The sequence below is a fragment of the Sphingobium terrigena genome (assembly GCF_003591655.1).
Classification (GTDB): domain Bacteria; phylum Pseudomonadota; class Alphaproteobacteria; order Sphingomonadales; family Sphingomonadaceae; genus Sphingobium; species Sphingobium terrigena.
This window is the reverse complement of the sequence record NZ_QVRA01000004.1, coordinates 180,811-206,761: the sequence shown is the minus strand read 5'-3', so window position 1 is coordinate 206,761 and position 25,951 is coordinate 180,811. Positions and strand designations below refer to the sequence as shown.

The following is a 25,951-nucleotide window of genomic DNA, read 5'->3' as shown; positions in this document are numbered from 1 at the left end:
CCGTTGCCCAAGGTGGGTCGGGATCGAAAAGCGCAGGAGGCGGGATGGCGAGTGCCGGGCATGATCGGTCATCAGGCGGCACCTTTGCGCCGCTGCGCGAACCTGTGTTCCGCCGTATCTGGAGCGCCAGCCTGCTGTCCAATTTCGGCCAGCTGATCCTGGGCGTCGGCGCGGCGTGGGAAATGACCCGGCTGACCCCGTCACCCGGCATGGTGGCGCTGGTGCAAACCGCGCTGATGCTGCCGCTGATGCTGGTGGCGCTGCCCGCCGGTGCGCTTGCCGATATGTTCGACCGGCGGCGCATCGCCATGGTCGGCCTGGCTTTCTCCATGATCTGCGCGACCATCCTGACCTTGCTCGCCTGGTCCGGCCATAGCTCGCCCTGGATGCTGCTGGCCTTCTGCTCGCTTATCGGTGCCGGGGTCGCGCTCTATTCGCCCGCCTGGCAATCCTCGATCAGTGAACAGGTTGGGGGCCATCATCTGCCCGCTGCCATCGCGCTCGGCACGATCAGCTATAATGTCGCGCGCAGTTTCGGCCCGGCGATCGGCGGGGTGATCGTGTTGGCGGCAGGCGCGCACGCCGCCTTTGCCGTCAACGCCATCGGCTATCTGCCGCTGTTCATCGCCTTCTTCCTCTGGCAGCGCCGCCATATCTCGTCGCGTCTGCCGCCTGAACAGATTCACCGCGCGATCGTGTCCGGCGCGCGCTACGCCCTTCACGCCGCGCCGATCCGCACGGTACTGGTGCGGGCTTTCCTCTTCGGTCTGGCGGGGGCATCCTCGTCCGCGCTCGCGCCGCTGATTGCCAAGCATTTGCTGGGCGGCGACGCCAGCACTTTCGGCCTGCTGCTGGGCGCGGGTGGGCTGGGCGCGGTGGGCGGCGCCTTGCTGGTGGCGCCCTGCCGGGAACGGCTCGGCACCCACCGTACCGTAACGCTGCTGGCGCTGCTCAGCGGCGCGGCGCTGGCGCTCGCTGGCTTCAGCCGCTCGGTGCCGCTGACCTGTTTTGCCCTGTTCATCGCGGGAGGGGCCAATATCCTGACCATCGCCCTGTTCAACGTCGCGGTCCAGCTGTCCGCCCCGCGCTGGGTGACCGCGCGCGCGCTGTCGCTTTTCTCTTCGGCGCTGACCGGCGGCATCGCGATCGGCGCGGCCTTGTGGGGCTGGGTCGCGGGTCAGCTATCGGTCGATGGCGCGCTCTATCTGTCGGGTCTTGCCCTCGCGGCGCTGCCGGTCATCGGCCTGCTGTTGCCTCTGCCCGACACCAAGGAATCGGATGTCGAACCCTTCCTGCTGAGTAACGAACCGGAAGTCGGTATGGCGCTGACCGGCCGGTCGGGACCGATCATCATCGAAATCGACTATGAAGTCGATCCCGCACGGGCGCGCGATTTCTACAGCGCAATGTTGCAGGTCCAACGCACCCGGCTGCGCAATGGCGGATTCAACTGGTCCATCTCGCGTGACATTGCCGATCCGGCCCGATGGACCGAACGCTATCAATGTCCGACCTGGGGCGACTATCTCCACATGCGCGAACGCTTCACCCAGGCGGACAAGGATATCCAGCTATATGCGCGATCCTTCGATCAGAAGGCCGGCGATCCGCGCGTGCGGCGGCGGCTGGAACGACCGTTCGGATCGGTGCGCTGGCGTCCCGATACGCCCGATCCGCAGCAGGGCATGATCAACTATATCGGGCCATGATGCCCGGAAGGAGAGGCAATGACAGGCAAGCGGCGATACCGCGTCATCCAATGGGCCACCGGCAATATTGGGTCCCGTGCGCTGCGCACCGTCATCGAGCATCCCGCGCTCGACCTTGTCGGCCTGTGGGTCAGTTCCAACGACAAGCGCGGCAAGGATGCGGGCGACCTTGCCGGGCTGGACCCCTGCGGCATCATCGCCGCAGGCTCGGTGGATGATCTGGTCGCGATGGAGGCCGATTGCGTCCTCTACATGCGACAGGGTACCGACATGGACGAGCTGTGCCGCCTGCTCGCATCGGGCAAGAATGTCGTCACCACCCGTGGCGACTTTCACCATCCGCCCGCAATGGACCCGGTCGCGCGCGACAAGATCGAAGCGGCCTGCCGCACCGGCAATAGTTCCATCTATAGCACAGGCTCCAGCCCCGGTTTCGTGACCGAAGCCCTGCCGATCCCGTTACTCTCCCTCTCGCGACGGCTCGATTGCCTGACGATCGACGAATTTGGCGACGTGTCGAGCCGCAACTCGCCCGATCTGTTGTTCAACATCATGGGCTTTGGCCGTGTGCCCAGTGCCTTCGATCCGCGCCAGATCGAGCATGTGAAGGGCGACTTTGCTGGCTCGCTGGCCCAGCTGGCGGCCGCGGCGGGGATCATCATCAATAGTTGGGACGCGGTCGGCGAAATGGGCGCGGCAACCCGCGATATCGTGATTGCGGCTGGCACTATCCCGGCAGGCACCGTCGCCGCCCAGCGCATTACCGTGTCGGGAATGCGCAATGGCAAGCCGGTGCTGCGTTTCCGCGCCAACTGGTATTGCAGCCGCGAAATCGACCAGCCCGACTGGCGCCTGCGCGAATCCGGCTGGCGTATCCGGGTGGAGGGGGACACGCCGGTGGATGTCGATATCCGCTTCCCGGTCTCCCCGGAAGATTATGCCGCCTTCACCCCCGGCCTGACCGCCCATCGCGCGGTCAACGCGATTGCAGCGGTCTGCGACGCCCCGCCCGGCATCCGCACCACGGCGGACATGCCTCAGGTGATCGCTCGCTTTCAGTAGCCCGCTACCAGTGCCTCGCTCACCCGCCACAATCGCGTAGCGGCGGCATCATCCTGCGCCGCTGCCGAACAGGCCACGGCCTCGCGCAGATGGAAATAGCCGCCGCTAGACCGGCCCGGTGCCGGATCGCTGGCCAGCCACACCAGCGTGTCCGCCGCCAGCGCCGGTGTCAGCGCCCGGTCGGCGATCGATTCCATATAGGCCTGCATCGGCGCGTCGCAGTGGCTGGCAAAATTGCTCGCCACCACGCCGGGGTGCATCGCATGGGCGACGATGCCCGTGCCGTCCAGCCGCTGCGCCAGTTCGCGGATGAACAGGATATTGGCGAGCTTGGCATGGCAATAGGCCGCGCCACCGACAAACCCCTCGGCAAAATTCAGGTCGTCCCAGGCAATCCCGGCACAATGTTCGTGGCCCGTGGAGGATACCGCCGCCACCCGCACCGAACCGGGTGCCGACTGCGCCGCCGCCGCCAGCAAATTGGGCAGCAATATCTGCGTCAGCAAAAAGGGCGCGAGGTGATTGGACGCGAAGGTCGCCTCATGCCCCTCAGGCGTGATGATCCGCTGCGCCATCACCCCGCCCGCATTGTTGAGCAGCGCGCCGATCTCCGGTGCCAGCGCCGCAATCTCGCGTGCTGCCCGCGCGGTTTCCGCCAGCAGCGCCATGTCCGCCCGGATCATGGTGAAATCCGCGCCGGGCAGGGCGGCCAGCTCTACCTCCGCCGCTGCGCACCGCGCCGGATCGCGCCCGACGCCGATCACCCGCCATCCCTGTTGCAGCAACGCCCGCGCTGCTTCCTTGCCAACGCCCGCGCTTGCGCCCGTGACGACAGCGACTTTTGCCCGGCTCGTCATGCGCGCACCGCCTCCATCTTTCGCGAACCATGGCCCAAGGTCAGGAACAGTGCAGCGCCCATGATGGTGACACAGGCACCGATCATCAGGAATGGCGCATAGCTGCCCCATAGGCCCAGCGTATAGCTCAGCGTCAGCGACCCCAGCGCTGCCCCGCCCGCGATCGCCGCGCCGACCAGCCCCATCACCAGGCTGAACACGCTCAGCCCGAACCGCCGGGACACCAGATAGGCAGCAATATCCCCCTCGGCCCCTTGCGCCAGCCCCATCATCCCGACCGACAGCGCCAGCACGATGGTGCTGTCAAACGGCGACGCCATCAGCATCATGCCAATCGCCGGCATTGATAGCGTCAGCGCCGCAACCAGATGCGGCTCCATCCGGTCGAGCGACAGGCCGCAGGCAAAGCGGCCCACCATCACGCCGATCGCAAAGACGGAAATCAGCCAGGTCGCCGTCTGCGATTGCGCACCGCTATCCATCAGCACCAGCTTCAACTGAGACGACAGCAGCCCTTGCGGGATATTCACCAATATCATGCCGACGATCAGCACCCAGAAGGCCGGATTACGCACGATCACCCCATAGCCCGCTTTGGGTTCGACCGGCACGTCCGCGTCCTGATGCACGCCGATATGCGGCGGCGTCATCAGCACGGCGATCAGGCCGAAGATCATCGTGATCCCGCCCATCAGCAGATAGCCGTTGCGCCACCCATCGCTCTCGATGAACCTGCCCAGCAGCGGCGCGATCACCGCGCCCACCAGCGGCGGCCCGGTCATGACGATGGAAAAGGCCAGCCCGCGCGCCCTCTCGAACCGCTCCGCCACGATCCTGGTATAGACGGGCGATGTGGTCAGCGTGCCGACCACGATCTGCAGGACCGCGATGGCAAAGAAGGCGCGGATGCTGCCGGGCTGCATCGCAAAGGCAATATAGGCGCTCGGCCCGGCCAGCACGCCCACGGCGGACACAGCCCGCACCCCGAACCGGTCGGTCAGCCGCCCGGTGATCGGCTGCGCGATCAGCATTAGCAGCCCCATACTGCCCAGCAGCGCAAATTGTGACTTGGGCCAGCCGAACTCGGCGATCAGCTTGGGCGCAAACAGGCCCATCGTGTAGGCAGACAGGCCTATGCCGAACCCCAGTCCCATGGTCGCGGCAAGCAGCGGGCGCCAATGCGTCCGCAATTCGCCCCAATAGGCCGATCCCATCCTCATCTCCTGTCATGATGCCATGCTTGTCGGGCTGTTCAGGCACAGACTGGCTGCCATGCCGGATCGCGCCAGGCAAATCGCCCCCGCGCTATCATCGTCATATGGCGGGCCAGCCTGACAATCGCGGTCCGCCCGCCTGAGCGATATGTCCCCTACGCGCCTTGTGCGGCGGTGCGCCTTCGGGCGATCATCGCTGCAACGGACATGGAAGGAGCGGACATGGCCGGCAGCCACGCGGGAAAGTGCGCGCTGGTGACCGGCGTATCGTCGGGCATCGGCGAAGTGGCGGGACTCGCGCTGTCCGACGACATCGCGCAAGCGATCCTTTTCATCACGTCATTGCCCGCGCGGGCGAATGTATCGCAAATCCTGATCCGCCCGACCGCCGACACGGTGGCGATGCAGGCCGACCCAGACAGACTATAGAGGCGAGGAAAGACTATGGCCGACATCGAACCGCGCGCGCCCGCGCTGTCAGAGACGCTGCCCAGCATGGCCTACAGGTCCTGGTTCCTCTTCATCATGGTGCTGGTGTCTGCTTCCGTGCAGGGCGAACGCTATCTGATGGTGGTGATGGTCGAACCGATCCGTCGCGAACTGGGCCTGTCCGATGCGGCGATCGGCATGGTCAAGGACATGATCATCGCCATCGTCTATATCCTGGCCATCATCCCGCTCGCGCGGCTGGCCGATCGCTGGTCGAAGCGCAAGATCGTCGCCATCGCCGCGACTGTCTGGAGCCTGGCGATCATCGTCTGCGGCATGGCCAAGAATTTCTGGGTCTTGCTGATCGGTCGGGCTGGCATCGGCCTTGGCGAAGGGGGCTTTACCCCGCCGTCGCAGGCCTGGATCGCCGACCTTTTTCCCGTTCGCCAGCGCGCGACGGCGCTTTCCATCTTTCTGCTCGGCGCGTCGCTTGGCACCTTCCTTGGCCCGGCGGTAGGCGGCTGGGCCGTGCAGGAATATGGCTGGCGCAACACGCTGATCTTCGGCAGCATCCCTGGCTTCATCCTGGCGCCCATCGTCTGGTTCACCCTGCGTGACACCCGCGCGGGACTGGCCGATGGCGCGCCGATCGAGACAAGCCCACCGGCGTCGTTTCTCAAGACCGCGCGCGAACTGATGGCGATCAAGACCTTGCCACCATTCATTCTCGCCGCCTCATTGAACGCCTTGCTGACCATGGGCTTCATCAGCTGGGCGCCCGCCTTCATGGAGCGCACCCACGGGATGCCCGCCAATGAAGCCGGGTTGCAGATGGGCGGGGCGCTCTTCTTCGGGTCCGCGATCGGCCATACGGTCGGCGGTCCGCTGGCAGACTTTCTGGGGCGTCGCGATCTGCGCTGGTATGTCTGGATGATGATGTTCAGCGGCGCGCTCGCCACCGGCATCGGCTGGTTGATCCTCACCGGCTCGGCCGACCGGGTGTTCCCGCTTTATGGCCTCAACATGCTGATCGGCGGCCTGTCCGCCGCGCCGCTGATGGCTGTAGTCTCTGGCCTCGTCCCGTCCCGCTCGCGTGCGACCGCCATCGCCGTGCTGATGGTGTCGATCCAGGTCATCGGCCTTGGCGGCGGGCCGGTGCTGGTCGGCTGGCTCAGCGACATGCTGCGCCCAATTTATGGCGAGGATTCGCTGGGCATGGCGATGCGCTGGGCGTTGCTGGTCGGTGTTCCCAGCACTATCCTGGCCTGGATCGCCAGCCTGTCCTGCCGCACCGATTTTGCGACGGCCGGCGGCTGGAACGGCGCGGCGGTCAACCATGCGATGCATTGACGCCGCCGTAAATCAGACAGTGAGTTAGACATATGCCAGCCTATTTTATCTTTACCCGTGAAGGCCCGATCGTCGATCAGGCGGCAATGGATGCTTATAGCGCCGGGAACCGGGCGCAGGCCGGGCGGTTCATGACCGAATATGGGCTGAAACCGCTGGCCGTATATGGGGCGCTCGACACATTGGAGGGCGATGCCCCTGACGGCGTTATAATTTTGGAGTTTCCTGACGCGGACAAAGCGCGCGCATGGTATAATAGTGATGAATATCAAAATGTTATACCGCTGCGTGATAAGGCTGCACCCTATCGCGCGCTTCTGGTTGGGGGGCTGTGAGCGGGATGAAATCCTATGTGCCCGGCTGGCTCCTTCTTGCGCTGGCCTGCCCCGCCATCGCTGCGGAAACGCCCATGGCTTCGCCCCGGCTGCGCACGGGCTATCTCAAGAGCGGGCCTTTGCCCGACAGCTTCGCCCCGCCACCGCCCGCACCCGGCTCCGCCGCGCTGGCCCGCGATGAAGAGGGGGCGAAGGCCGCGCTGGCGCTGAGAGGCAGCCCGCGCTGGACGCTGGCGACCACAGACGCTGATTTGCTCAGTCCCAAAGCGACTGCGACCTTCTCTTGCACGCTCGGCGTTGCGATCGGCCCGGACACGACGCCCCGGCTCGACCGGCTGCTGCGCCGGACCATCGCCGATTTCGGCATGTCCACCAGCGCGATCAAGCATCGCTACGCCCGCCCGCGCCCCTTCATGATCAACGGTCAACCCACCTGCACGCCGGACTGGGAGCCGATGCTCCTTAAGGACGGCTCCTATCCGTCCGGCCACAGCGCCATCGGCTATGGCTGGGGGCTGGTGCTGGCGGAGTTGCGCCCGGACATTGCCCCGGCCCTGGTCGCGCGCGGTCGCGCCTTCGGCGACAGCCGCCGCATCTGCAACGTCCATTGGCTCAGCGATACCGAGGAAGGCCGTCTCGCCGCCACGGTCGTGTTCGCCCGGCTCAACGCCGACCGGACGTTCCAGAAAGACTTGAAGGCCGCACGCAAGGACATCGCCCGTGCCACGGCCCGGCCTACCGGCTGCGACAATGAAGCGGCTGCACTAATCCAAGGAGTGAACCAGCCATGACCGAGATCAAACCCCGCATCCCGCCGCTCCCGCGCGAGGAATGGACCGACGATGCGCGCGAGGTGTTTTCCTATTGGGGCGAACCCAATAGCTGGGAAGAAGGCTCTAAAACCAATATATTAATGGTCATGGCCAACCATCCTGCGCTGGGCAAGATGTATAATGTCTGGGGCAAGCATCTGCTTATGTCCAACTCACTGTCGACCAGGCATCTGGAACTGCTGATCCTGCGCGTCGCATGGGCTGTGAAGTCCGCCTATGAATGGCATAATCATGTCGGCTATGGCCTGAACGCCGGCCTGACGCTGGAGGATATCGCCGCCATCCGCGACTATCCCACGGGCGGCAATTGGGACGAGGCGGACGACGCCGTGCTGCGCTCGGTCGATGAACTTATCGCCGACGGCATCATCAGCGACGCCAACTGGGCCGTGCTGGGCCGCAACTTCACCAAGCAGCAGCAGATGGATCTGGTATTCTCGATCGGCCATTATGTGATGACGAGCTGGGCGCTCTCCTCCTTCGGCGTCGGGATCGAGGGCGGCGCGGACCCGATCGGCTTCGACCTCAAGACCGCATCCGGCAAGACCCCCGGCAAGACCTACAAGCCCGGCGAGACCGAGGACTGGACCGACAGCCGCGGCTACTGATTTCTGGCGCTATCGCGGCAACGATATTGGCTGCATCATCGCCCCTGCGCATTGCCGCACCGTCGCCGGAGCGGGCATGACGGATGCCAAGAGACATTCCTGTTTGCATGAGGGACAAGACCATGGCGACCGACATTTTGCTGCCCAAGATCGGCTTTTCGATGACCGAGGCCCAGATCGCCGAATGGCTGGCGGAAGATGGCGCACAGGTCGAGGAAGGCCAGCCGCTCTATCTGCTCGAAGCCGACAAGTCGGCCAATGAAGTGGAATCGCCCGCCAGCGGCACGCTGCGCATCATCGCCCAGCCCGGCGAAACCTATGAAGTCGGGACGGTCCTCGGCACGATAGAATGAGACCATTGCGCGTCGGCATCGTCAGCGCCGCCTGGGGAGCCTTCGCCCATCTGCCCGCCTGGCGCGCCATTCCCGGCGTAGAGGTCACCGCGATCTGCACAGCGCGGGAGGAAACTGCCCGCGCCGCCGCCGACCGGCTGAACCTGCCGCGCGCGTTCTGGAACGCGACCGAAATGTGCGCCGACCCGGATATCGACATCGTCGATCTGGGCACCCGCCCCAGCGTCCGCCTGCCGATGGTGCTGGCCGCGCTCGCCAATGGCAAGCATGTCTATAATGCCAGTCCTCATGCTCCCGACTGGGTTGGGGCGAAGGCGATCGACGCGGCATGGCGGGTCGGAACCAGCATTGGCGTGGTCGATGCCTTCTCCCAATGGCTGCCAGCCCATGCCCAGATGAAGGCGATGCTGGATGCGGACTATATCGGCAGTCCGTTGGGTGGTACCTGCCATTTCAACCTGTCGCTGTTCAACAGCCCGATCAAGCAATTCCCCTATAACTGGTTCGCGCAAAGCGGGCAGGGGGTCTCGGCCGTCCGTAACAATGGCAGCCATGCCCTCTACATGCTGCGCCATCTGTTCGGCCCGGTCGCCGAACTGGTCGGCGACGACAGCCAGATATTGCGCGAGTGGCGCTTCCCAGATGGCGATGCGATCAAGCCCGAAACCAATGATTTCGCCAATATCATCCTGCGCTTCGAAAGCGGCCTCACCATGCAGATGCAGATCAGCTGGAGCATGGCGCTGCACGACGGCTGGCTGGTTGACGTTTTTGGCGACAAGGGACGACTGGTCGCTTCCTCGCCCACCTTCCCGACAGCGCGCGACTGCACCCTGCGCGGCGGTCAGCTGGGCGGCGAGTTGCAAGACATCGCTATCTCCGACAGCTACAAAAGCGCGCCCGGCATCGCCCTCGACTGGCAGAGCGAACCCCAGCCCAGTTACCCGATGGCGCTATCGATGCACGCAATGGTCGAAACGATCCATGGACGTGGCCACGCCGCGCCCGACTTTGCCGAAGCGCTGGAGGTCGAACGCCTCCAGGAAGCGATCCGCCTTTCGAGCGAAACCCGCCGCTGGGTGCGACTGGCGGACGTCAGCTGACCCTACCGCCCCGTAAACCGCGGGGCGCGCTTCTCCTTCAGCGCCGCGATCCCTTCCCGATGATCATCGCTGCGGACGCTGAGCGATTCATAGGCGATCCCCGCTTCCATCACCGCGCTGGCGATCCGCTTCAGCTCCATATTGGTCAGCACTTTCGTCCAGCGGATCGCATTGGGCGCGCCCGCCAGCAGCTTGCCGCAAAAGGCGTCCACAGCCCCGTCCAGTTCCTCCGGCGCAACGCAATGGTTGATCAGCCCGATCTCTGCCGCCTTGCGCGCGCTAAGCAACTCGCCGGTCAGCAGATATTCCTTGGCCTTGGCCAGCCCGATCCGCTGCGCCCACACCAGCGCGCCGCCATCCCCGGCAACCAGCCCGATGCCGACATGCGGATCACCGATCTTCGCCCCCTCGGCGGCAAAGATCACATCGCACAATAAAGCGATCGACGCGCCCAGACCCACCGCATGGCCATTCATCCGGCACACCATGGGCTTTTCAATGTCCAGCATCGCAAAGACGATCCGCTTGGCCTGCCGCGCTTCATGGTCGAACAGATGCGGGTTGGCGGCATTACGCTCCATATGCGCAATGTCGCCACCAGCCGAAAAGGCGCGACCCGCGCCGGTCAGCAGGATGACGTCGGACGCAGGGTCGGTCGCCGCAAAAGTCAGCGCTTCGGGCAATTCGTCATGCAGCGTCAGATTGACCGCGTTCAGCGCATCGGGCCGATTGAGCGTCACGACCAGCAACCGTTCGCGTCGTTCGAGCAAAATCGTCTGGAACAGGGGCAGTGGCTGGCTCATGCGCGGGTCTCCTTACCCCTCCCTTATCATGCTCCATGCCCCTGCCAACGTCGCCATGGCGATAAGCGCAGCCCGCTTGCCCGCGCGGGCTGCCATTCCCTGCCATCGCGCTATAGCTTTGTGGCAAGACATAAGGGAGAGCGGAGCATGGCCGGGTTTGACGAGACCTTCGACTGGGTGGTCGTGGGCAGCGGCGCTGGATCGATGATTTCCGCGCTGGTCATGCGCCATGCCGACAAGTCGGTCGTTATCCTTGAAAAAACGGCCTGGGCCGGTGGCACCACCGCCAAGTCGGGTGGCGTCATGTGGATTCCCGCCAACCGCTTCATGCTGGCCGACGGGGAACAGGACAGCGCCGACGCGGCCATGACCTATCTCGACGCATTGCAGGAACTGGACGGCACACCCGCCCCCGGCACCTCGCGCGAAAAGCGGTTGGCCTATGTGACGCAGGCACCCCGCGCGATCGACTTTCTGGTCGACAAGGGCGTCGCGCTGCAACGCGGCGCAACCTTCTGGCCGGACTATTATGATGAGCTGCCGGGCGGCTGCAAGACGTCGCGCACGGTGGTCGCCAAACCCTTCGATCGCAAGGAACTGGGGTCATGGCGTGACAAGCTGCGCAAGGGCTTTGCCGAATTCAACGTCACCCTGGTCGAAGGGATGGAGGCACAGGGCCATCGCCGGACCAACAAGGCGTCGGGCAAGATGCTGGGGCGGATCGTCCTGCGCATCCTGCGCGATCTTGTGCTGGGCCGCAAATATACCACGGCGGGCGGGGCGTTGCAGGGACGGATGCTCAAGGCTGGTCTGGATGCGGGCGTGGACCTGCGGCTGAACGCACCGGTCAGCGAACTGGTGATCGAGGATGGGACAGCCACCGGCGTCGTGACAATGCGCGATGGCAAGCCGTGGCGGATCGGCGCGCGACTGGGTGTTCTCGTCAATGCGGGCGGTTTTGCCCGGAATCAGGCGATGCGCGACACCTATATGCCCGGCACGCAGGCGCAATGGTCGCAAACCGCCGAGGGCGACACCGGAGAGATGCACCGCGAACTGGAACGGGTCGGCGGCCAGTTGGCGCAGATGGACCAGCTGGTCGGCTACCAGATGACCCTCGCGCCCGGCTGGGACAAGCTCTATGTCGCGCCCGGCGCCCAGTCGATGACCGGCAAGCCCCACGCGATCCTGGTCGACCAGACCGGCCAGCGCTACATGAATGAAGGCGGCAGTTACGAACTTTATTGCGAAAATATGCGCAAACGCAACCTCGTCGCCCCATCCATTCCCAGCTGGGCCATACTCGACCGCCAATATGTGGAACTCTACGCGATCGCTGGCAAATTCATCGACAAGAAGATCCCTGAAAACTGGATCGAAAGCGGTTACCTCCACACCGCCGACACGATCGAGGGACTGGCCGCCAGCATTCATGTCGATCCCGCCGCGCTGGCGGCAACCGTGGCGCGATGGAACGGGCATGTGGCCAAGGGTGTGGACGAAGATTTCCACCGGGGCGAGCGCGCCTATGACAATTGCGGTTTTGTCGGCGATCCCTTCTCGGAACGCAGCGCTATCGGTGCGATCGACAAGGCGCCCTTCTACGCCGTTCCGGTCGTGCCGGGGGACGTCAGCACCTATGGCGGCGTCATCACCGACGACAAGGGCCGCGTCGTTACAGCCGAAGGCAGCGTGATCGCAGGCCTCTACGCCACCGGGGTCACGACTGCGTCGGTGATGGGTAATGTCTATCCCGGCGCGGGCGCAAGCATCGGCCCGTCGCTCACCTTTGGCTATATCGCCGCCCGCCATGCGGCTGGTTTGGACAACCAGCTTTAGCCGATCGGTTTGGGCGATCGGCCGTCCCGAAACTGGCCAAGTGCGACAAAGGACAGGAAAATCGCCCTAAACGTCCCGCTAAGCCTAAGATTGCGGCACGTGGCATATGGACCAGCGCCTCAGCCTTGGTTATGCGGTCTAGGCAATAACCCCTAAGAAAGGCATTTTATGAACAATAGCGATCTGGCCGACGGCGTTGCCTCGGCACATGGCATCACCAAGGCGGATGCCCGCAAGATTGTCGACGGTGTTTTTGCTGCCATCGCCGATGCCGCCGCCAAGGGCGAAGAAGTATCCCTCAACGGTTTCGGCAAGTTCAAGGTGAAGGATTCGCCAGCACGCGAAGGCCGCAACCCCTCGACCGGTGCGACCATTCAGATCGCGGCGTCGAAGAAGCTGGGCTTCACGCCGGCCAAGGCGGTCAAGGACAAGCTGAACGGCTGATCGGACAAACCGGCGCCGCTCTCAGGAGCGACGCCGGTTGCCTATATACCCCTGATGTTCGGGGATGCGGTCCGATCTCTATCGCACCGGTTTGCGCGAAGCGCGCATCAGGCCGCGCTTTTGCGGCTTTTACCCACTGAATAGCGGTTTTCCGGCACTGGCAGGCCCAGATGCTCGCGGAAGGTCGTGCCTTCATAGTCGGTTCGGAACAGGCCACGCGCCTGAAGGATCGGGATCACCCTGTCGACGAACAGGTCCAGCTGTCCCGGCAATGGCTCGAACACCACAAAGCCGTCCGCCGCGCCGTTCTCGAACCATGTTTGCAAGCGATTGGCCACCGTTTCGGCCGATCCCACAAAGTCCCCGCGCGGGCTCGCCAGCCGCTCGGCCACCTGCCGCAACGTCAGATTTTCCGCGCGCACTTCGTTCAGAACCCGCAGCGTAGCGCTCTGCTGGCTGTTGATGCCGATATGTTCGACATCGGGGAATGGGGCATCCAGATCATATTGGCGGAAATCATGGTCGTTGAACGTGCGTGACAGAAAGCCAAGCCCGGTGTCGATCGACTCCAGCGCCGCCAGCTCACGATAGCGCGCTTCAGCGTCCTCGTCGCTGTCGCCTACGATCGGGGCGATGCCCGGCAGGATGAACAGCTGGTCGGGGTCACGGCCCAGACCCTTGGCACGTGCCTTGACATCGGCCAGATAGGCCTGGCCCTCCTCCTGTGTCGGGGCATGGGTGAAGATCACCTCCGCCCGACGCGCGGCGAAATTGCGTCCGTCGTCCGAAGCCCCCGCCTGGAAAATGACTGGCTGCCCTTGTGGCGTGCGCTTGATGTTCAGCGGCCCGCGCACCTGGAAAAATTCGCCCTTATGGTCCAGCCGGTGGAGCTTGTCGGGATCGACAAACTGGCCGCTGTCCTTGTCGCCGACATGGGCGCTGTCATCCCAGCTGTCCCAAAGCCCCTGGACCACGTCCAGATATTCGCCCGCAATCCGATAGCGCAGGGCATGGGCGGGATGTTCGGTCTTGCTGAAATTGGCGGCGGTATCGCCCAGCCAGGACGTCACGACATTCCACCCCGCACGCCCACCGCTCAGATGGTCGAGCGACGCAAACTGTCGTGCGACATTGAAGGGTTCGGAATAGCTGACCGTCAATGTGCCGACCAACCCGATGCGCGACGTTGTGGCGGCCAGCGCCGACAGGATGGTGATCGGCTCGAACCGGTTGAGATAATGCGGGCTGGACTTTTCGGTGATCGACAGGCTGTCGGCGACGAAGAGGAAGTCGAACTTCCCCCGTTCCGCGCTGGCCGCCTGCTTCTGATAATGGGCAAGGCTGGTGCTGGCGTTGACGTCGCGGTCGGGATGCCGCCAGTCGTTCCATGTCCGCCCCACGCCATGCAGGATGAAACCGAGTTTGATATGCCGTTGCTGGGTCATGACTATGCCTTTCAGGAAAACCACGCCCGGTTTTACTGGAGGCGCCCGACGCCAACCAACGCCAAGTCCTCGACGACATATGATTTGGGCAAATAGAGCGGGATTTGATCCCCGTCGCGCCAACGTTGACCTGTGGCTAAAGCCCTTCCGCCTCGACCCAATGTGCGCCTGTAATCTGCCGCGCCAGCGTCCACACTTGCCGCCGAATGTCAGGCACCGCCACAATTTCCCAATGCGCGCCGCGTGTCATCGGGCCGACGACGAAAAGGCGGGCCTGCGCCGATCCATCATCGGCAATGGCATGGCATTGCTGGTCCACGTCTATGCCGATCGCCAGCGGATCGGGACGGATCACGCCGCGCGCATGGAGATTTTGCAGCAGGGGGTCGCCCGTGCGCCGCAGGTCGCCCAGTGGCCCGGTGCAATTAACCACCCGCGCAACATCGATCCGCTCGATCGCGTCCTGCCCGCGTCCACGCAGAGCCATGCTGATGCCCGATTCCATCGCGATCGCATCAACAATCTTGGCGGCGCGGACTTGCAATCGCCCTTCCGCCTGCATCGCCGCCAGCCGTGCGGCGACCGGCGGCGCGATACGATGGCGATGGATATCCCAATAGGGCCGCAAATGGCGCAGGAAACGGGCTTGTTCGGCAGGGCTGGCGGCGCGCCACATGTCCGGGGTGAAGGGCCGCAGCTCATCAACCGCATTGCGCCAGCCAATCTCCGCCGCGCGCGTACGAACCATGTGGACCAGCGCGGATGCCGGTCCCCTTGGTCTTTCCCCGCGCGGAGTATAGGGTGGGGCTGGCGCATGGCTATGCGGCAACAGCCCGCGCCGTGACAGGGCGATGATCCGCCCGGCAAAACCTGCACTGTCCAGGCTTAGCGCACAATCCACCGCAGTCAGCCCGCTGCCCAGTAGCAGCACCGTATCAGCCTCGTCCAGTCCCTTCGCCATATCGGCGGCCCAGGGATTATTGACATAGGCGGGGCTGGCCATTTCAGCCAAAGCGGGCAGGTCATGGGGCGGCAGATTGCCGGGCGCGATGATCGCAATATCGGTCGCGATCGTCCCTCCCGATCGCAACGCCACCTGCGCGCCACACGGATCAAGCACCAGATCGACCGCCTCATCCTCCAGCACGGTCAGCCGGTCTCCCGCCAGTCCCCGCACCGAATCCAGCATGGCGCACAGATAGGCCCCATAGTCGCGCCGCGTCGCAAAGCTGCCTTCCTGTCCCAGCCCCGCCTGCGTCAGCCACGCGGTGAAATGCTCCGGCTGGTCGGGCAGTGCGCTCATATTGGCGGCGCGCACGTTCAATATATGGTCAGCCTGCGCTGCGCCATAGGCCAGGCCCCGTCCCAGCCGGTCGGGCCGGCGCTCCACCATCGTCACCCGCAAAGACCCGTGGCGCAGTAGGTTGATCGCCAGCAACGTGCCGCTGAAGCCTCCTCCAATGATGGTGGCGTGATCGACCTTCAGCATGAATCAAGCATTTCTAATCATTGGCGGAGCATTGCTTGTGGGACTTATCTCTACCTTTGCAATAGATAAAGCATCAATCTGCACGAGAGAAGGACGACCATGACCTTTTTGCATTCCCTTAAACATGGCTGGCTACGCCTGCGTGCGGCGGCACGGCGCGAATTTCTGCGTGATCCTGAAGTGATCCTGTTTGAACGTGCCGCCGACCCGGCACCAAAGGGCGCGGGCGCGCGCTAGCATGTGGTCAAGGCGAGGATTTCTGGGTGCTACCGCTGCCAGCACCCTGCTGCTGACAGGGTGCAGCCGTAGCGAAAATGGTCGTCCCCGGCTGCGCATATCCATCACCGGCAAGGGGGAGGGCGATACGCGGCTGCTGTTCAAGGCGGCGGGGATCAAGCCGGAAGGATTTGATCTCCAATATAGCGAATTTCAGTCCGGCCATCTGGTAGTCGAGGCACTGAATGGCGGTTCGCTCGACTATGGTGGCATGAGCGAAATCCCGCCCATCTTCGCCGCCGCCTCCACTATCCAAAGCTTCCGCCAGATCGCTGTCTCCCACGGCGACGTCAATAATCAGGTGGTGTTGGTGCCCAAAGGGTCCAAGGCGCGCTCGATCGCCGATCTTAGGGGCAAGCGCGTGGGCTATGTCCGCGCGACGACGACCCAATATTTCCTCATCCGTATGCTCGAAGAAGCGGGGCTGAGCTGGGATGACATCACGCCGGTTGCCATGGGGGTGTCCGATGGCGCTGCCGCCTTTTCGCAAGGGGCTCTCGATGCCTGGGCGATTTACGGCTTCCCGATCCAGCGCGCCGTCGCGACGGAAGGGGCGCGGGTGCTGCGCACCGCCTATGGCATATTGTCGGGCAATTATCTGGTCGCGGCCCATGTCGATGCGCTGGCCGATCCTGACAAGGCGAAGCTGATCGGCGACTATCTGGGCCTCGTCCAGAAGGCCTTTGGCTGGGCGGTCGCGCATCAGGATGAATGGGCCGGGATCATCGCGCAAGATATCGGCGTGCCGCGCGCCTATGTCGTCGATCAGTTCCAGCGCAAGAGCGCCGCCTTTGAACTGCGCCCCGTCACCGACGCCGCCATCGCCTCGCAACAGCAGGTCGCTGACCTGTTCTTCAAACAGGGCTTGCTGCCCAAGGCCGTGGACGTCCGCCCGCTATGGGACACCCGCTTCAATTCCGTCATTCCAAAGAGAGGCTGAAACGATGGCCAGCCAGCCGATACTCCTCGATACCCTTTCGTCCGCAGCACCGGTGTCCGCCGACCTGCTCGATCGCGTGACCCGGCAACTTGCCGCCACCGCCGAAGCCTATGACCGCAGCGGCGAATTTCCCCGCGCCAATTTCGATCTTCTGGCGCGCGAAGGGCTGATCGGCCTTACCGTATCGCGCGATCTGGGCGGTCGTGGCGCATCCCTGTCCGACGCGATCCGGGTCTTGGGAGCGGTCGCCAAGGGCGAACCATCGACCGCACTGATCCTGTTCATGACCTATCATTATCACGCCTCCCACGCCAAAAACGGGGGGCGGGCGCAGGGCTGGCCAAAGGACATTTACGAGCGGCTGGCGCGCGATGCGGTGGCGGGCAGGGGACTGATCGGTGGCCTGCGAGTCGAACCCGAACTGGGGACGCCCGTGCGCGGCGGCCTGCCCGCCACGGTCGCGCGACGCACCGCCGACGGCTGGGCGATCAGCGGCACGAAAATTTACTCGACCGGATCGACCGGACTCGACTGGTTTTCGGTCTGGGCCAGGACTGACGAGCAAAATCCGCGCGTCGGCAATTTCCTGGTAAAGGCGGACAGCGCAGGCATAGAGATCGAACCGGTCTGGGACCATCTGGGGATGCGCGCCACGGTCAGCCACGCAGTCCATTTCACCGATACGCCCACGCCGCTCGACCATGCGGTCGACATTCGCCGGCCCGAACAATGGGCGAGCGCGGCAGCCGATCCGGGGCTGGCGATCTGGAATGCGCTGTCCATCTCCACCATCTATGATGGCGTGGCACGCGCCGCGCGCGACTGGCTGCGCGCCTATCTCAATGACCGGGTGCCGACCAATCTGGGCGCATCGCTCGCCACACTGCCGCGCGTGCAGGAGAAATTCGGCGAGATCGAAGCCCTGTTGCAGGTCAATCGCACGCTGATCCGCGACGCGGCTGCGCGCCACGATGCGGGCGATCCACCCGGTGCGGTGGAGGTGAATAGCATCAAATATGTCGCCACCGCCAACGCCATCCGGGCTGTCGAAATCGGCCTGGAGCTAACCGGCAACCCCGGCATCAGCCGCAAGAACCCGCTCGAACGCCATTATCGGGACGTGCTGTGCAGCCGCATCCATTCGCCCCAGACCGACACGATCCTGATCGCCGCGGGCCGCGCGGCGCTTGGGAATTGAAGGGACGCTGATATGTCGCTGATCATCGCCAGCCAGTTGGAGGCCGATTTCAACCGCAGCCTGGGCCTGCATCCCTCCGCGCCCACATTGATTGACGTGGCGGAGGATGAACCCTGGACCGCTGCCAGTGAGGCCGACATATTGCTCGTCCGCCCCTCGCTCGCCTGGCGCCAGTCGCTCCATGCGCGGCCCAATATCTGGCCGGGCCGCCTGAAATGGGTCTATAGCGCATCGGCGGGCGTGGATTTCTATCCCGACTGGCTGCTCGACGCGCCACTCGTCACCTGCGGGCGCGGCGTCGCGTCGGAAGAGATTGCCGACTATGTCATCGCCGCCATCTATGCCCATGCCAAGAATTTGGAGGCAGTGACGGCGCGATCACGCGCGCAATGGGTCCATGCGCCGCTCGGCCGTGTTTCGGGGACGACCATCGGCATTGTCGGCCTCGGCGCGATTGGCGTTGCGGTTGCCCGGCGCGGGCTGGCGCTGGGCGCACAGGTCATAGGCGTCCGTCGATCCGGCACCCAATCCGGCCTCAACGGGGTCGAGCTTGTCCGTGACGTCGAAACCCTGGTGGCGCGCGCCGACCATATCGTCATCGCCGTGCCTGCGACGCCGGAAACCCGCCATCTTTTCGATGAGGCACTCCTCGCCAAGGTGAAACCGGGCGCGCACCTCATCAACGTCGCCCGCGGCACCGTGATCGATCAGCCCGCTTTGGTCGATGCGCTCGACAATGGGCCATTGGGCTTTGCCACGCTTGACGTGACCGAACCGGAGCCGCTGCCCGAAGGCCATCTCCTCTACACCCACCGCCAAGTGCGCCTCACCCCGCATATCTCCAGCAACTATACGCTGGTTCGCCACCGGTTGCTGGAGAAGGTGCAGGACGATCTGACCCGCTTCGTGCGTGGGGAAAAGCCCAGCGATATTGTCGATCCGTCGCGGGGCTATTGACGGTTCAGAGCGCCTGAACCGTCTCCCGCGCCAGTTCCGCCAGACGGTTCGCCGCCTTGTCCAGCCTGTCCCCGGTCCGCAGGATCGCAGCGACGCGGGGCAGCGAGGGCGGGCGATCATGATCCAGAATCGCGTCATCGCCCAGGAACAGATGGGTGCGGCAGGTAATGCCCAGCCCTGCACCCACGGCGGCTTTCAACGTCGCCAGATTGGGCGTCTCCACCGTGATTCGCCATTGCAACCCTGCATCCTCCAGCGCGCGGATCGCCGCCTCGCGGAAGCGGCACGGCTCTTCCAGCACGGCGAGCGGGATGACCTCACGGTCCGCCAGCGCGGTTTCGCCATACCAGCTCATCGGCGCGACGGTCACGGCATGGGGGTCATTGGGGGCGGCAAAGCCCAGCAATATGTCCAGCTCGCGCCGGTCGAGCAATATCTGCAACTCCGCCGTCCCGGCGACGCGGGCGTAGATTTGCGCGTCGGGGTGCAGTTCGGCAAAGCGCGAAAGCAGGCCGGTGAGCAGCGTGTCGGCGAAATCCTGCACCATGCCGATCCGCGCCGGGCCGGCAAAGCGCCCCGCGCTGACCGCCGCGACCGCTTCATCATGCAGGTTCAGCACCCGCCGTGCATAGTCGAGCAGCACATCGCCCGCGCTCGTCAGCGTCAATCGCCGCCCTTCGCGCAGGAACAAGGTCTGCTGCACCAGTTCCTCCAGTCGCTTGATCTGAAGGCTGAGTGCGGATTGGGTCACGAACACCTGTTCCGACGCATTCAGCATCGACCCGGTATCCACGATAGCAACGAAGCTGCGCAGCAAATTGGTCGGCAGATTGACCGGCACGATACACCTCATGGTATGAAGGAAGCGCTGGTCCCCAAATTGGAACCGGCATAGCGCTCTATCGCTGATGCTTATATATCAATCAAAATAGTAGAGATTTATATCGGCCATGAAATTCTTGGCCCTACGGACATTATCCGCAAAAACCGCCATATTCCGCGCCAGGCGGGCCGAAAAATGCGGTCAATCCCGACCTATCAACAATGGTCATAGGTGGCCCATATAAAACTTAATTGAATTGGTAGAGAAATAATGGTGGCTTCTCGCCAAGATCACAAGGGCGAGAATATGACGGTTTTGACGATAGGCAGCACAGAAAGGCACCGCGACACCGTGCGCGGCTTTTCGCTGTCGCGCTTTGGCGGGCGCTGGCTTTCGCCGGTGCTGCTTCTGTTCCTGTGGGAACTAGGGTCTCGCACCGGCCTGATCCCCGAACGTACGCTGGCCGCGCCCTCGGCGGTGATCGGCACGCTACTGGAAATGGTCATATCGGGCGAACTCCCTTCCAACCTGCTCGTGTCCTTCGCCCGCGTCGCTGCCGGCCTGCTCATCGGCGTCAGCCTTGGCCTGGGCCTTGGCTTGGTCGCTGGCCTCTCGCGTGCCGGCGAACTGGCGGTCGATCCGCTCATGCAGATCAAGCGCACCATTCCCGCACTCGCGCTCACGCCGCTGTTCATCGTCTGGTTCGGTATCGGTGAAACCCCCAAAGTCGCGCTGATCGCCTTTGGCACCATCTTCCCGGTCTATCTCAACCTCTATAGCGGCATACGCGGCGTCGATCTGCGCCTGCTCGACGCTGCCAAGAGCTTCGGCCTCAGCCGCTGGGAACAGGTCTGGCACGTCATCCTGCCCTCGGCGCTTCCTTCGCTGCTGGTCGGGCTGCGCTACGCCCTGTCGGTGTCCATTCTCGTCCTCGTCGTTGCCGAACAGATCAACGCCTCGGCAGGGTTGGGCTATCTCATCAACAATGCCCGCGATTTCATGCGGACCGACATCATCGTCGTCTGCCTCATGGTCTATGCCATTCTTGGCCTTGGTGCCGACTGGCTGGTCCGCACGATCGAAGCCCGCGCCCTGATCTGGCGCCCCAGCATAGTGGAGCAATAAGCATGAACGCTCGTTTCGGATTTTCCACATTGCATAGTGCCGCTGTCATTGCCGATGCCCCGCATCCTGAACCCGTCGTGCGGCTGCGCAATTTCGTCCGCCGCTTTGGCCCGAATACCATCATTGACGGCCTGAACCTGGAGATTGCGCCGGGCGAGTTCATCGCGCTGCTCGGCCGTTCCGGTTCCGGCAAGACTACGCTGCTGCGCACCCTTGCCGGGCTGGACGAAGTGCGCGGGCAGGATGTCGAAGTGCCGGGCAGCCGCGCCGTCGTCTTTCAGGACGCCCGCCTGCTCCCTTGGAAACCGGTGTGGAAGAATGTTGCGCTGGGCCTGTCGGGTGACAATGCCCGCGACCGGGCAGAAGCGGCGCTCAAGGAAGTCGGCCTTGGCCACCGTCTCGACGCCTGGCCGCTCACCCTGTCCGGCGGCGAAGCCCAGCGCGTCGCGCTCGCCCGCGCGCTGGTGCGCGAACCCAAATTGCTGCTGCTCGACGAACCCTTCGCCGCGCTCGATGCGCTGACCCGCTACCGGATGCACGATCTTGTCCTCTCGCTCTGGCGCAAGCATCGCCCCGCCGTGCTGCTCGTGACTCACGATGTCGAGGAAGCGATTGCGCTGGCCGATCGTGTGCTGGTCCTCGACAAGGGGCGCATCGTTGCGCAGGAACGCATCACCGCCCCGCGCGGCGAACGCGCCAGCTTCGCCCAACGCCTGCGCGAAAAACTCCTCTCCCATCTGGGCGGCGACGATCATGGCGATGGCGTCGTCCCGTTCCCGATCGCCGAGGCAGCGGAATGAACGCGGTCACGGCGATCGACCGGCCCGTCAAGCTGGACCGGCTGCGCGGCTTCGTGACGGCCTTTGCCGATCTGCTGGCGGCCACCCGTGACGAAGGCGCGATCCTGCAAAGCGGCGCTGCGCTGCTCACCCGCCTGATCGCCAAAGACGACTGGCTGCCGGATGCGTTCGCCCGCCCGAACCCCGATCGCTACCAGCAATATCTGCTCCACTGCGACAGCCGCGAGCGGTTCAGCGTCGTGAGCTTCGTCTGGGGACCGGGCCAGTCCACCCCGATCCACGACCATAAAGTTTGGGGTCTGGTCGGTGTGCTGCGCGGCGTGGAAAAGATCGAGCGCTTCCGTCGTCTCCCAACCGGCGGACTGGTCAACGAAGGCGAAGAATATCTGTACGAAGGCGAGGTCGACGCCGTTTCTCCCCGCATCGGCGACATTCACCGCGTCACCAATGGCCGCGCTGACGCGCCCTCCGTCTCCATCCACGTCTATGGCGCCAATATCGGCGCGGTCGAGCGCGCGACCTACGCCCTCGACGGCGCGCCCAAAAGCTTCATTTCGGGTTACGCCAACAGCGTGATCCCCAATCTCTGGGATAGATCGAAAAGCCTATGACCACTGATACGCTCGACCGCATCCTGACCTCCACTCCGCAGGATATCCGCCGCGCGCTACTGGTCGGCAGCGAAATCGCGCTGATCGACGTGCGTGAGGAACATGATTTCGCGCAGGGCCATCCCCTGTTCGCCGCCCAGATCCCGCTCCGCCGCATCGATGAGGAAGCCCGCTGGCGCATTCCCCGTCTGGCGACGCCGATCGTCGTCTATGACAATGGGGAAGGCTTCGCGCGCAAGGCCGCTATCCGCCTCGAAGCCCTGGGCTATACCGATGTCCGCGAACTGGAAGGCGGCCTGTCGGGCTGGCGCGAGGCTGGCTATGAACTGTTCGAGGACGTCAACAGCTATTCCAAGGCCTTTGGCGAACTGGTCGAACATCGCCGCCACACGCCCAGCCTGCCCGCCGAAGAGGTGCAGGCGCTGATCCGGGAAAAGGCGGACATCGCCATTCTCGATGCCCGCCGCTACGATGAATATAATACCATGAGCATCCCCACCGGGACCAGCGTGCCGGGCGCGGAACTGGTGCTGCGCGCGCGCAGTATCGCGCCTGATCCCGATACCACCATCATCGTCAACTGCGCGGGCCGGACGCGCTCGATCATCGGCACACAGTCTTTGGTCAATGCAGGCCTGCCGAACAAGGTCTATGCGCTGCGCAACGGCACGATCGGCTGGACGCTGGCGGGGCAGGAACTCGAAACCGGCCAGACCCGCGTCGCGCCCGACATTGATCATCCGTCTGCCGAAGAGGCGCGCGTCCATGCTCGCGATGTCGCCTATCGCGCCGGAGTAAAGCGGATCGGCTGGGAAGAACTGGAACAGCTCAAGGCCGACACCGGGCGCAGCCTCTACCTCTATGACGTGCGCCAGCCGCGCGAGTTTGAAAGCGGTCATCTCCCCGGCTTCCGGAATACGCAGGGCGGGCAACTGGTGCAGGAAACCGACCATAACGCCCCGGTTCGCGGCGCGCGCATCGTCGTCACTGACGATATTGGCCCGCGCGCCGACATGACCGCCTCCTGGCTCGCCCAATTGGGCTGGGACGTGTCGATCCTCGATGTCGACTGGTCGGCGGTCACGCTGGAAACCGGCCCGGACGGCGCGCCCACGCCCCGCACGCGGGAGGGGCGCTATAAACGCCCCTATGAAGGCACCGACAACCAGGCCGAAAAAATGCAGGCCTATCTCGACTGGGAATATGGCCTCGTCGCCCAGCTGGAGCGCGACGGCACCCACGGCTTTTTCGTCATCTGATCATCAGGAAACATCCATGAGCGTCAAATTCATCGGCTATATCGGCTTCAACAACGGTTCCGAAACGCAGGCGGCGGTGCGTAGCCGCGTGCTGGACAAGGACTATGTGGAAGCCGCCGCTCAAGCGCAGGAGGAGGGCGGCTTCGACCGCGTCCTCATCCCCTTCGGCTCCAACAGCCCGGAAAGCCAGATCGTCGCGGCCCATGCTGCCGCGATCACGTCCAAACTCGGTTTCCTCGTTGCCCATCGCCCCGGTTTCACCCAGCCGACGGTCGCCGCGCGCCAGCTGGCGACGCTGGACCAGCTTTCGGGCGGGCGCGTCGCGGTCCACATCATCACCGGCGGCGCGGACGAGGAAATGGCGCGCGATGGCGACACGAAAAGCGTCAAGGCCGAACGCTATGCCCGCACCGACGAATATCTGACGATCCTGCGTCAGGAATGGACCGCTGCGCAGCCCTTCGACCATCAGGGCCGCTTCTACGACGTCAAGCAGGCGTTCAGCGCGATCAAGCCCGACAATCTGCCGGTATTCTTCGGCGGATCGTCGGATGAAGCGATCGACGTGGCAGGCCGCCATGCCGACGTCTATGCACTCTGGGGCGAAACGCTCGAAGCGGTGGGCGACACCGTGCGACAGGTCCGCCGATCGGCTGCGCGCTATGGCCGCAACCCCGGCTTCTCGCTGTCGCTGCGACCAGTGGTCGCCGATACCGAGGAAGCGGCATGGAAACTGGCGGCGGAGATTGAGGAGCAGGTCCGCGAGAACCGGGTTGCGGCGGGCCTGCCGCTCACCGGCCATCGCCCGCCCAATGCGGGATCGCTGCGCCTGCTGGAGACCGCCAGCGGCAACCGGCGCGACACGCGGCTGTGGACTGGCGTTGCCGCGCTCACGGGCGCGGCGGGCAACAGCACCGGCCTTGTCGGCACGCCCGAACAGGTCGCAGACGCGATGCTCGATTATTATGACATCGGCATCGACCATTTCCTGATCCGCGGCTTCGATCCGCTGGGCGACTCGATCCTCTATGGCCGCGAGTTGCTGCCGGTCGTGCGCGCCAAGGTTGCGCAGCGTGACGGTGCAAGTCTGGCGCTCGCAGGCTGATATGCGTAAAAAGACCGTCGTCCTCCTGTCGGTGACCCTTATCGCGGCGGCGGGCATCGGCCTTGCCGCCGCGACCTTTCGCCAAAGCGACGACAACGTCCTGCGCGTTGCCAATCAAAAGGGCCAGGTAAAGGCGATGATGATCGCGTCGGGCGTGCTGGATGGCGCGCCCTATACGGTCGAATGGTCGGAATTTCCCGCAGCCCAACCACTGCTCGAAGCGGTTGGCGGCGGCGCCGCTGACCTGGGTCTTGCCGCCGACGCCCCCTTCATCTTCGCCTATCAGAGCGGCAGCCCGGTCAAGGCAATCGCGGTGCAGGCACCCGCCAATCAGGCGGCGCAAGCGCTGGCGATACTGGTCAAGACCGGTTCGTCGATCCGCATACCGCGCGATCTGGTCGGCAAATCCATTGCGACCACGCGCGGGTCGATCGGCCATCATCTGCTGCTCCAGGCGCTGGAGCGGGCCAATATTCCGGCGGACAAGGTGCGCGTCACCCTGCTCCCGCCCGGCGATGCCAAGGCCGCGTTCGACAGCGGGGCGATCGACGCCTGGGCGACCTGGACCCCCTATACCAATGTCGCGATCAAAGAAGGCGCGCGCGTGGTTGTCGATGCCAAGGATTATGGCCTGCCGCTCTATATCGACATCGCCCATGCCGACTCGATCGCGCCCAAACGCGCATTGCTGGCGGACTTTCTGAAGCGGGAGGCGCAGGCGGTCGCCTGGGCGCGCGCGCATCCCGATCAGTTCGCGCAGGTGCTGGCGAAGGAAACCGGGCTGCCGCTCGACATCGCCCGCGCCAGCTTCGACCGCAGCAACCGTGTGTCGCGCCCGATCGACGCCGGCATCATCGCCCATGAACAGGCGATCACCCACAGGTTCCAGAAAGCGGGCCTGACCGACGGCAAACGCGACGTCGCCCAGGCATTCGACACCAGCTTTTCCGATAATCACTGAAACAATAAGTTTTGCGTGGAAAA

General features: G+C 64.3%; 27 protein-coding genes. 21 read left to right on the top strand and 6 right to left on the bottom strand.

Going from position 1 to position 25,951, the window contains the following annotated elements; translation table 11 throughout:
* Nucleotides 1-44 precede the first annotated feature (44 nt).
* Together D0Z70_RS06330 and D0Z70_RS06325 are read left to right on the top strand one after the other, a co-directional pair.
* Nucleotides 45-1,709, top strand: a complete 1,665-nt coding sequence (locus D0Z70_RS06330; protein ID WP_119744596.1) for an MFS transporter — start codon at nt 45-47, stop codon at nt 1,707-1,709.
* An 18-nt stretch (nt 1,710-1,727) separates the two neighbouring features.
* The gene (locus D0Z70_RS06325) at nt 1,728-2,771 is read left to right on the top strand and encodes an NAD(P)H-dependent amine dehydrogenase family protein (protein WP_119744595.1); all 1,044 of its coding nucleotides are present in this window, start codon (nt 1,728-1,730) and stop codon (nt 2,769-2,771) included.
* Here D0Z70_RS06325 and D0Z70_RS06320 read toward each other — a convergent pair.
* Both D0Z70_RS06320 and D0Z70_RS06315 read right to left on the bottom strand, forming a co-directional pair.
* Nucleotides 2,765-3,628 carry an SDR family NAD(P)-dependent oxidoreductase gene (locus D0Z70_RS06320; RefSeq protein WP_119744594.1) on the bottom strand — a complete coding sequence of 288 codons (864 nt, stop codon included), beginning with the start codon at nt 3,626-3,628 and terminating at the stop codon, nt 2,765-2,767. The two genes, D0Z70_RS06325 and D0Z70_RS06320, sit on opposite strands and share 7 nt — an antisense overlap.
* Nucleotides 3,625-4,842 (bottom strand): MFS transporter, encoded by a 1,218-nt coding sequence (locus D0Z70_RS06315; RefSeq protein ID WP_119744593.1) that lies wholly within the window; start codon nt 4,840-4,842, stop codon nt 3,625-3,627. Before D0Z70_RS06315 ends, D0Z70_RS06320 begins: the two co-directional genes overlap by 4 nt.
* Before the next feature lie 222 nt (nt 4,843-5,064).
* On the opposite strand from D0Z70_RS06315, the gene D0Z70_RS06310 reads away from it, so the two are divergent.
* The 7 genes from D0Z70_RS06310 to D0Z70_RS06280 all read left to right on the top strand — a co-directional run bounded on the left by D0Z70_RS06310 (nt 5,065) and on the right by D0Z70_RS06280 (nt 9,853).
* Nucleotides 5,065-5,271: a hypothetical protein gene (locus tag D0Z70_RS06310; protein WP_147418744.1), complete on the top strand. Its 207-nt coding sequence runs from the start codon at nt 5,065-5,067 to the stop codon at nt 5,269-5,271.
* A gap of 15 nt (nt 5,272-5,286) precedes the next feature.
* Nucleotides 5,287-6,621, top strand: a complete 1,335-nt coding sequence (locus D0Z70_RS06305) for an MFS transporter (RefSeq protein WP_119744591.1) — start codon at nt 5,287-5,289, stop codon at nt 6,619-6,621.
* 32 nt (nt 6,622-6,653) lie between these two features.
* Nucleotides 6,654-6,956, top strand: coding sequence for a DUF1330 domain-containing protein (locus D0Z70_RS06300; RefSeq protein ID WP_119744590.1), 303 nt, complete (start codon nt 6,654-6,656; stop codon nt 6,954-6,956).
* 5 nt (nt 6,957-6,961) lie between these two features.
* Nucleotides 6,962-7,747, top strand: coding sequence for an acid phosphatase (locus tag D0Z70_RS06295; RefSeq protein WP_119744589.1), 786 nt, complete (start codon nt 6,962-6,964; stop codon nt 7,745-7,747).
* Nucleotides 7,744-8,397 (top strand): carboxymuconolactone decarboxylase family protein, encoded by a 654-nt coding sequence (locus D0Z70_RS06290; RefSeq protein ID WP_119744588.1) that lies wholly within the window; start codon nt 7,744-7,746, stop codon nt 8,395-8,397. Before D0Z70_RS06295 ends, D0Z70_RS06290 begins: the two co-directional genes overlap by 4 nt.
* Nucleotides 8,398-8,519: 122 nt before the next feature.
* On the top strand, nt 8,520-8,750 hold the full coding sequence (locus D0Z70_RS06285; protein WP_006950849.1) for a biotin/lipoyl-containing protein: 231 nt from the start codon (nt 8,520-8,522) through the stop codon (nt 8,748-8,750).
* Nucleotides 8,747-9,853 (top strand): Gfo/Idh/MocA family protein, encoded by a 1,107-nt coding sequence (locus D0Z70_RS06280; RefSeq protein WP_119744587.1) that lies wholly within the window; start codon nt 8,747-8,749, stop codon nt 9,851-9,853. The genes D0Z70_RS06285 and D0Z70_RS06280 overlap by 4 nt, the downstream gene beginning before the upstream one ends.
* 2 nt (nt 9,854-9,855) lie before the next feature.
* Here D0Z70_RS06280 and D0Z70_RS06275 read toward each other — a convergent pair whose 3' ends face one another.
* Nucleotides 9,856-10,656 (bottom strand): enoyl-CoA hydratase/isomerase family protein, encoded by an 801-nt coding sequence (locus D0Z70_RS06275; protein ID WP_119744586.1) that lies wholly within the window; start codon nt 10,654-10,656, stop codon nt 9,856-9,858.
* A 147-nt stretch (nt 10,657-10,803) separates the two neighbouring features.
* Here D0Z70_RS06275 and D0Z70_RS06270 point away from each other — a divergent pair, with 147 nt between their 5' ends.
* Both D0Z70_RS06270 and D0Z70_RS06265 read left to right on the top strand, forming a co-directional pair.
* A complete protein-coding gene (locus D0Z70_RS06270; protein ID WP_119744585.1) occupies nt 10,804-12,495 on the top strand; it encodes an FAD-binding protein in 1,692 nt (563 codons plus the stop codon).
* Nucleotides 12,496-12,663: 168 nt separating this feature from the next.
* Nucleotides 12,664-12,939, top strand: coding sequence for an HU family DNA-binding protein (locus D0Z70_RS06265; RefSeq protein ID WP_006950838.1), 276 nt, complete (start codon nt 12,664-12,666; stop codon nt 12,937-12,939).
* Between the two features lie 107 nt (nt 12,940-13,046).
* Here the strand turns inward: D0Z70_RS06265 and D0Z70_RS06260 are convergent, their stop codons facing one another.
* Both D0Z70_RS06260 and D0Z70_RS06255 read right to left on the bottom strand, forming a co-directional pair.
* Nucleotides 13,047-14,384, bottom strand: a complete 1,338-nt coding sequence (locus tag D0Z70_RS06260; protein ID WP_119744584.1) for an LLM class flavin-dependent oxidoreductase — start codon at nt 14,382-14,384, stop codon at nt 13,047-13,049.
* A gap of 136 nt (nt 14,385-14,520) precedes the next feature.
* Complete coding sequence (locus D0Z70_RS06255; protein ID WP_119744583.1) at nt 14,521-15,873, bottom strand: FAD/NAD(P)-binding protein; 1,353 nt, start codon at nt 15,871-15,873, stop codon at nt 14,521-14,523.
* Nucleotides 15,874-15,972: 99 nt separating this feature from the next.
* On the opposite strand from D0Z70_RS06255, the gene D0Z70_RS24855 reads away from it, so the two are divergent.
* From D0Z70_RS24855 to D0Z70_RS06240, 4 genes are read left to right on the top strand one after another with little or no spacing between them, the layout of a single operon-like run.
* Nucleotides 15,973-16,110, top strand: a complete 138-nt coding sequence (locus tag D0Z70_RS24855; RefSeq protein WP_182913861.1) for a hypothetical protein — start codon at nt 15,973-15,975, stop codon at nt 16,108-16,110.
* Nucleotide 16,111: 1 nt separating this feature from the next.
* Entirely contained in the window at nt 16,112-17,089 is a 978-nt protein-coding gene (locus tag D0Z70_RS06250) for an ABC transporter substrate-binding protein (RefSeq protein ID WP_119744582.1), read from the top strand.
* 4 nt (nt 17,090-17,093) lie between these two features.
* A complete protein-coding gene (locus D0Z70_RS06245) occupies nt 17,094-18,287 on the top strand; it encodes an acyl-CoA dehydrogenase family protein (RefSeq protein ID WP_119744581.1) in 1,194 nt (397 codons plus the stop codon).
* Nucleotides 18,288-18,299: 12 nt separating this feature from the next.
* A complete protein-coding gene (locus D0Z70_RS06240; RefSeq protein WP_119744580.1) occupies nt 18,300-19,244 on the top strand; it encodes a D-isomer specific 2-hydroxyacid dehydrogenase family protein in 945 nt (314 codons plus the stop codon).
* A 4-nt stretch (nt 19,245-19,248) separates the two neighbouring features.
* On the opposite strand, the gene D0Z70_RS06235 is transcribed toward D0Z70_RS06240, so the two are convergent.
* Nucleotides 19,249-20,085, bottom strand: coding sequence for a LysR substrate-binding domain-containing protein (locus D0Z70_RS06235; protein ID WP_119744579.1), 837 nt, complete (start codon nt 20,083-20,085; stop codon nt 19,249-19,251).
* Between the two features lie 288 nt (nt 20,086-20,373).
* Between D0Z70_RS06235 and D0Z70_RS06230 the strand changes: the two genes are divergently transcribed.
* The 6 genes from D0Z70_RS06230 to D0Z70_RS06205 are packed head-to-tail and all read left to right on the top strand — an operon-like array spanning nt 20,374 to nt 25,928.
* Nucleotides 20,374-21,192 carry an ABC transporter permease gene (locus D0Z70_RS06230; RefSeq protein WP_119744578.1) on the top strand — a complete coding sequence of 273 codons (819 nt, stop codon included), beginning with the start codon at nt 20,374-20,376 and terminating at the stop codon, nt 21,190-21,192.
* 2 nt (nt 21,193-21,194) lie between these two features.
* Nucleotides 21,195-21,992 carry an ABC transporter ATP-binding protein gene (locus tag D0Z70_RS06225; protein WP_119744577.1) on the top strand — a complete coding sequence of 266 codons (798 nt, stop codon included), beginning with the start codon at nt 21,195-21,197 and terminating at the stop codon, nt 21,990-21,992.
* The gene (locus tag D0Z70_RS06220; protein WP_119744576.1) at nt 21,989-22,603 is read left to right on the top strand and encodes a cysteine dioxygenase family protein; all 615 of its coding nucleotides are present in this window, start codon (nt 21,989-21,991) and stop codon (nt 22,601-22,603) included. Before D0Z70_RS06225 ends, D0Z70_RS06220 begins: the two co-directional genes overlap by 4 nt.
* Nucleotides 22,600-23,862 carry a rhodanese-like domain-containing protein gene (locus D0Z70_RS06215; protein WP_119744575.1) on the top strand — a complete coding sequence of 421 codons (1,263 nt, stop codon included), beginning with the start codon at nt 22,600-22,602 and terminating at the stop codon, nt 23,860-23,862. The genes D0Z70_RS06220 and D0Z70_RS06215 overlap by 4 nt, the downstream gene beginning before the upstream one ends.
* A gap of 16 nt (nt 23,863-23,878) precedes the next feature.
* Nucleotides 23,879-24,967: an LLM class flavin-dependent oxidoreductase gene (locus tag D0Z70_RS06210; RefSeq protein ID WP_119744574.1), complete on the top strand. Its 1,089-nt coding sequence runs from the start codon at nt 23,879-23,881 to the stop codon at nt 24,965-24,967.
* A 1-nt stretch (nt 24,968) separates the two neighbouring features.
* The gene (locus tag D0Z70_RS06205; RefSeq protein WP_119744669.1) at nt 24,969-25,928 is read left to right on the top strand and encodes an ABC transporter substrate-binding protein; all 960 of its coding nucleotides are present in this window, start codon (nt 24,969-24,971) and stop codon (nt 25,926-25,928) included.
* Nucleotides 25,929-25,951: the final 23 nt, after the last annotated feature.

Excerpts from the sequence above, each read along its gene's own strand:
- D0Z70_RS06225 (WP_119744577.1), top strand. The coding sequence starts at position 21,195 with ATGAACGCTCGTTTCGGATTTTCCACATTGCATAGTGCCGCTGTCATT.
- D0Z70_RS24855 (WP_182913861.1), top strand. The coding sequence starts at position 15,973 with ATGACCTTTTTGCATTCCCTTAAACATGGCTGGCTACGCCTGCGTGCG.
- D0Z70_RS06230 (WP_119744578.1), top strand. The coding sequence starts at position 20,374 with ATGACGGTTTTGACGATAGGCAGCACAGAAAGGCACCGCGACACCGTG.
- D0Z70_RS06260 (WP_119744584.1), bottom strand. The coding sequence starts at position 14,384 with ATGACCCAGCAACGGCATATCAAACTCGGTTTCATCCTGCATGGCGTG.
- D0Z70_RS06320 (WP_119744594.1), bottom strand. The coding sequence starts at position 3,628 with ATGACGAGCCGGGCAAAAGTCGCTGTCGTCACGGGCGCAAGCGCGGGC.
- D0Z70_RS06220 (WP_119744576.1), top strand. The coding sequence starts at position 21,989 with ATGAACGCGGTCACGGCGATCGACCGGCCCGTCAAGCTGGACCGGCTG.
- D0Z70_RS06325 (WP_119744595.1), top strand. The coding sequence starts at position 1,728 with ATGACAGGCAAGCGGCGATACCGCGTCATCCAATGGGCCACCGGCAAT.
- D0Z70_RS06270 (WP_119744585.1), top strand. The coding sequence starts at position 10,804 with ATGGCCGGGTTTGACGAGACCTTCGACTGGGTGGTCGTGGGCAGCGGC.
- D0Z70_RS06280 (WP_119744587.1), top strand. The coding sequence starts at position 8,747 with ATGAGACCATTGCGCGTCGGCATCGTCAGCGCCGCCTGGGGAGCCTTC.
- D0Z70_RS06330 (WP_119744596.1), top strand. The coding sequence starts at position 45 with ATGGCGAGTGCCGGGCATGATCGGTCATCAGGCGGCACCTTTGCGCCG.
- D0Z70_RS06245 (WP_119744581.1), top strand. The coding sequence starts at position 17,094 with ATGGCCAGCCAGCCGATACTCCTCGATACCCTTTCGTCCGCAGCACCG.
- D0Z70_RS06305 (WP_119744591.1), top strand. The coding sequence starts at position 5,287 with ATGGCCGACATCGAACCGCGCGCGCCCGCGCTGTCAGAGACGCTGCCC.
- D0Z70_RS06295 (WP_119744589.1), top strand. The coding sequence starts at position 6,962 with ATGAAATCCTATGTGCCCGGCTGGCTCCTTCTTGCGCTGGCCTGCCCC.
- D0Z70_RS06300 (WP_119744590.1), top strand. The coding sequence starts at position 6,654 with ATGCCAGCCTATTTTATCTTTACCCGTGAAGGCCCGATCGTCGATCAG.
- D0Z70_RS06205 (WP_119744669.1), top strand. The coding sequence starts at position 24,969 with ATGCGTAAAAAGACCGTCGTCCTCCTGTCGGTGACCCTTATCGCGGCG.
- D0Z70_RS06285 (WP_006950849.1), top strand. The coding sequence starts at position 8,520 with ATGGCGACCGACATTTTGCTGCCCAAGATCGGCTTTTCGATGACCGAG.
- D0Z70_RS06315 (WP_119744593.1), bottom strand. The coding sequence starts at position 4,842 with ATGGGATCGGCCTATTGGGGCGAATTGCGGACGCATTGGCGCCCGCTG.
- D0Z70_RS06240 (WP_119744580.1), top strand. The coding sequence starts at position 18,300 with ATGTCGCTGATCATCGCCAGCCAGTTGGAGGCCGATTTCAACCGCAGC.
- D0Z70_RS06265 (WP_006950838.1), top strand. The coding sequence starts at position 12,664 with ATGAACAATAGCGATCTGGCCGACGGCGTTGCCTCGGCACATGGCATC.
- D0Z70_RS06290 (WP_119744588.1), top strand. The coding sequence starts at position 7,744 with ATGACCGAGATCAAACCCCGCATCCCGCCGCTCCCGCGCGAGGAATGG.
- D0Z70_RS06275 (WP_119744586.1), bottom strand. The coding sequence starts at position 10,656 with ATGAGCCAGCCACTGCCCCTGTTCCAGACGATTTTGCTCGAACGACGC.
- D0Z70_RS06255 (WP_119744583.1), bottom strand. The coding sequence starts at position 15,873 with ATGCTGAAGGTCGATCACGCCACCATCATTGGAGGAGGCTTCAGCGGC.
- D0Z70_RS06215 (WP_119744575.1), top strand. The coding sequence starts at position 22,600 with ATGACCACTGATACGCTCGACCGCATCCTGACCTCCACTCCGCAGGAT.
- D0Z70_RS06310 (WP_147418744.1), top strand. The coding sequence starts at position 5,065 with ATGGCCGGCAGCCACGCGGGAAAGTGCGCGCTGGTGACCGGCGTATCG.
- D0Z70_RS06250 (WP_119744582.1), top strand. The coding sequence starts at position 16,112 with ATGTGGTCAAGGCGAGGATTTCTGGGTGCTACCGCTGCCAGCACCCTG.
- D0Z70_RS06210 (WP_119744574.1), top strand. The coding sequence starts at position 23,879 with ATGAGCGTCAAATTCATCGGCTATATCGGCTTCAACAACGGTTCCGAA.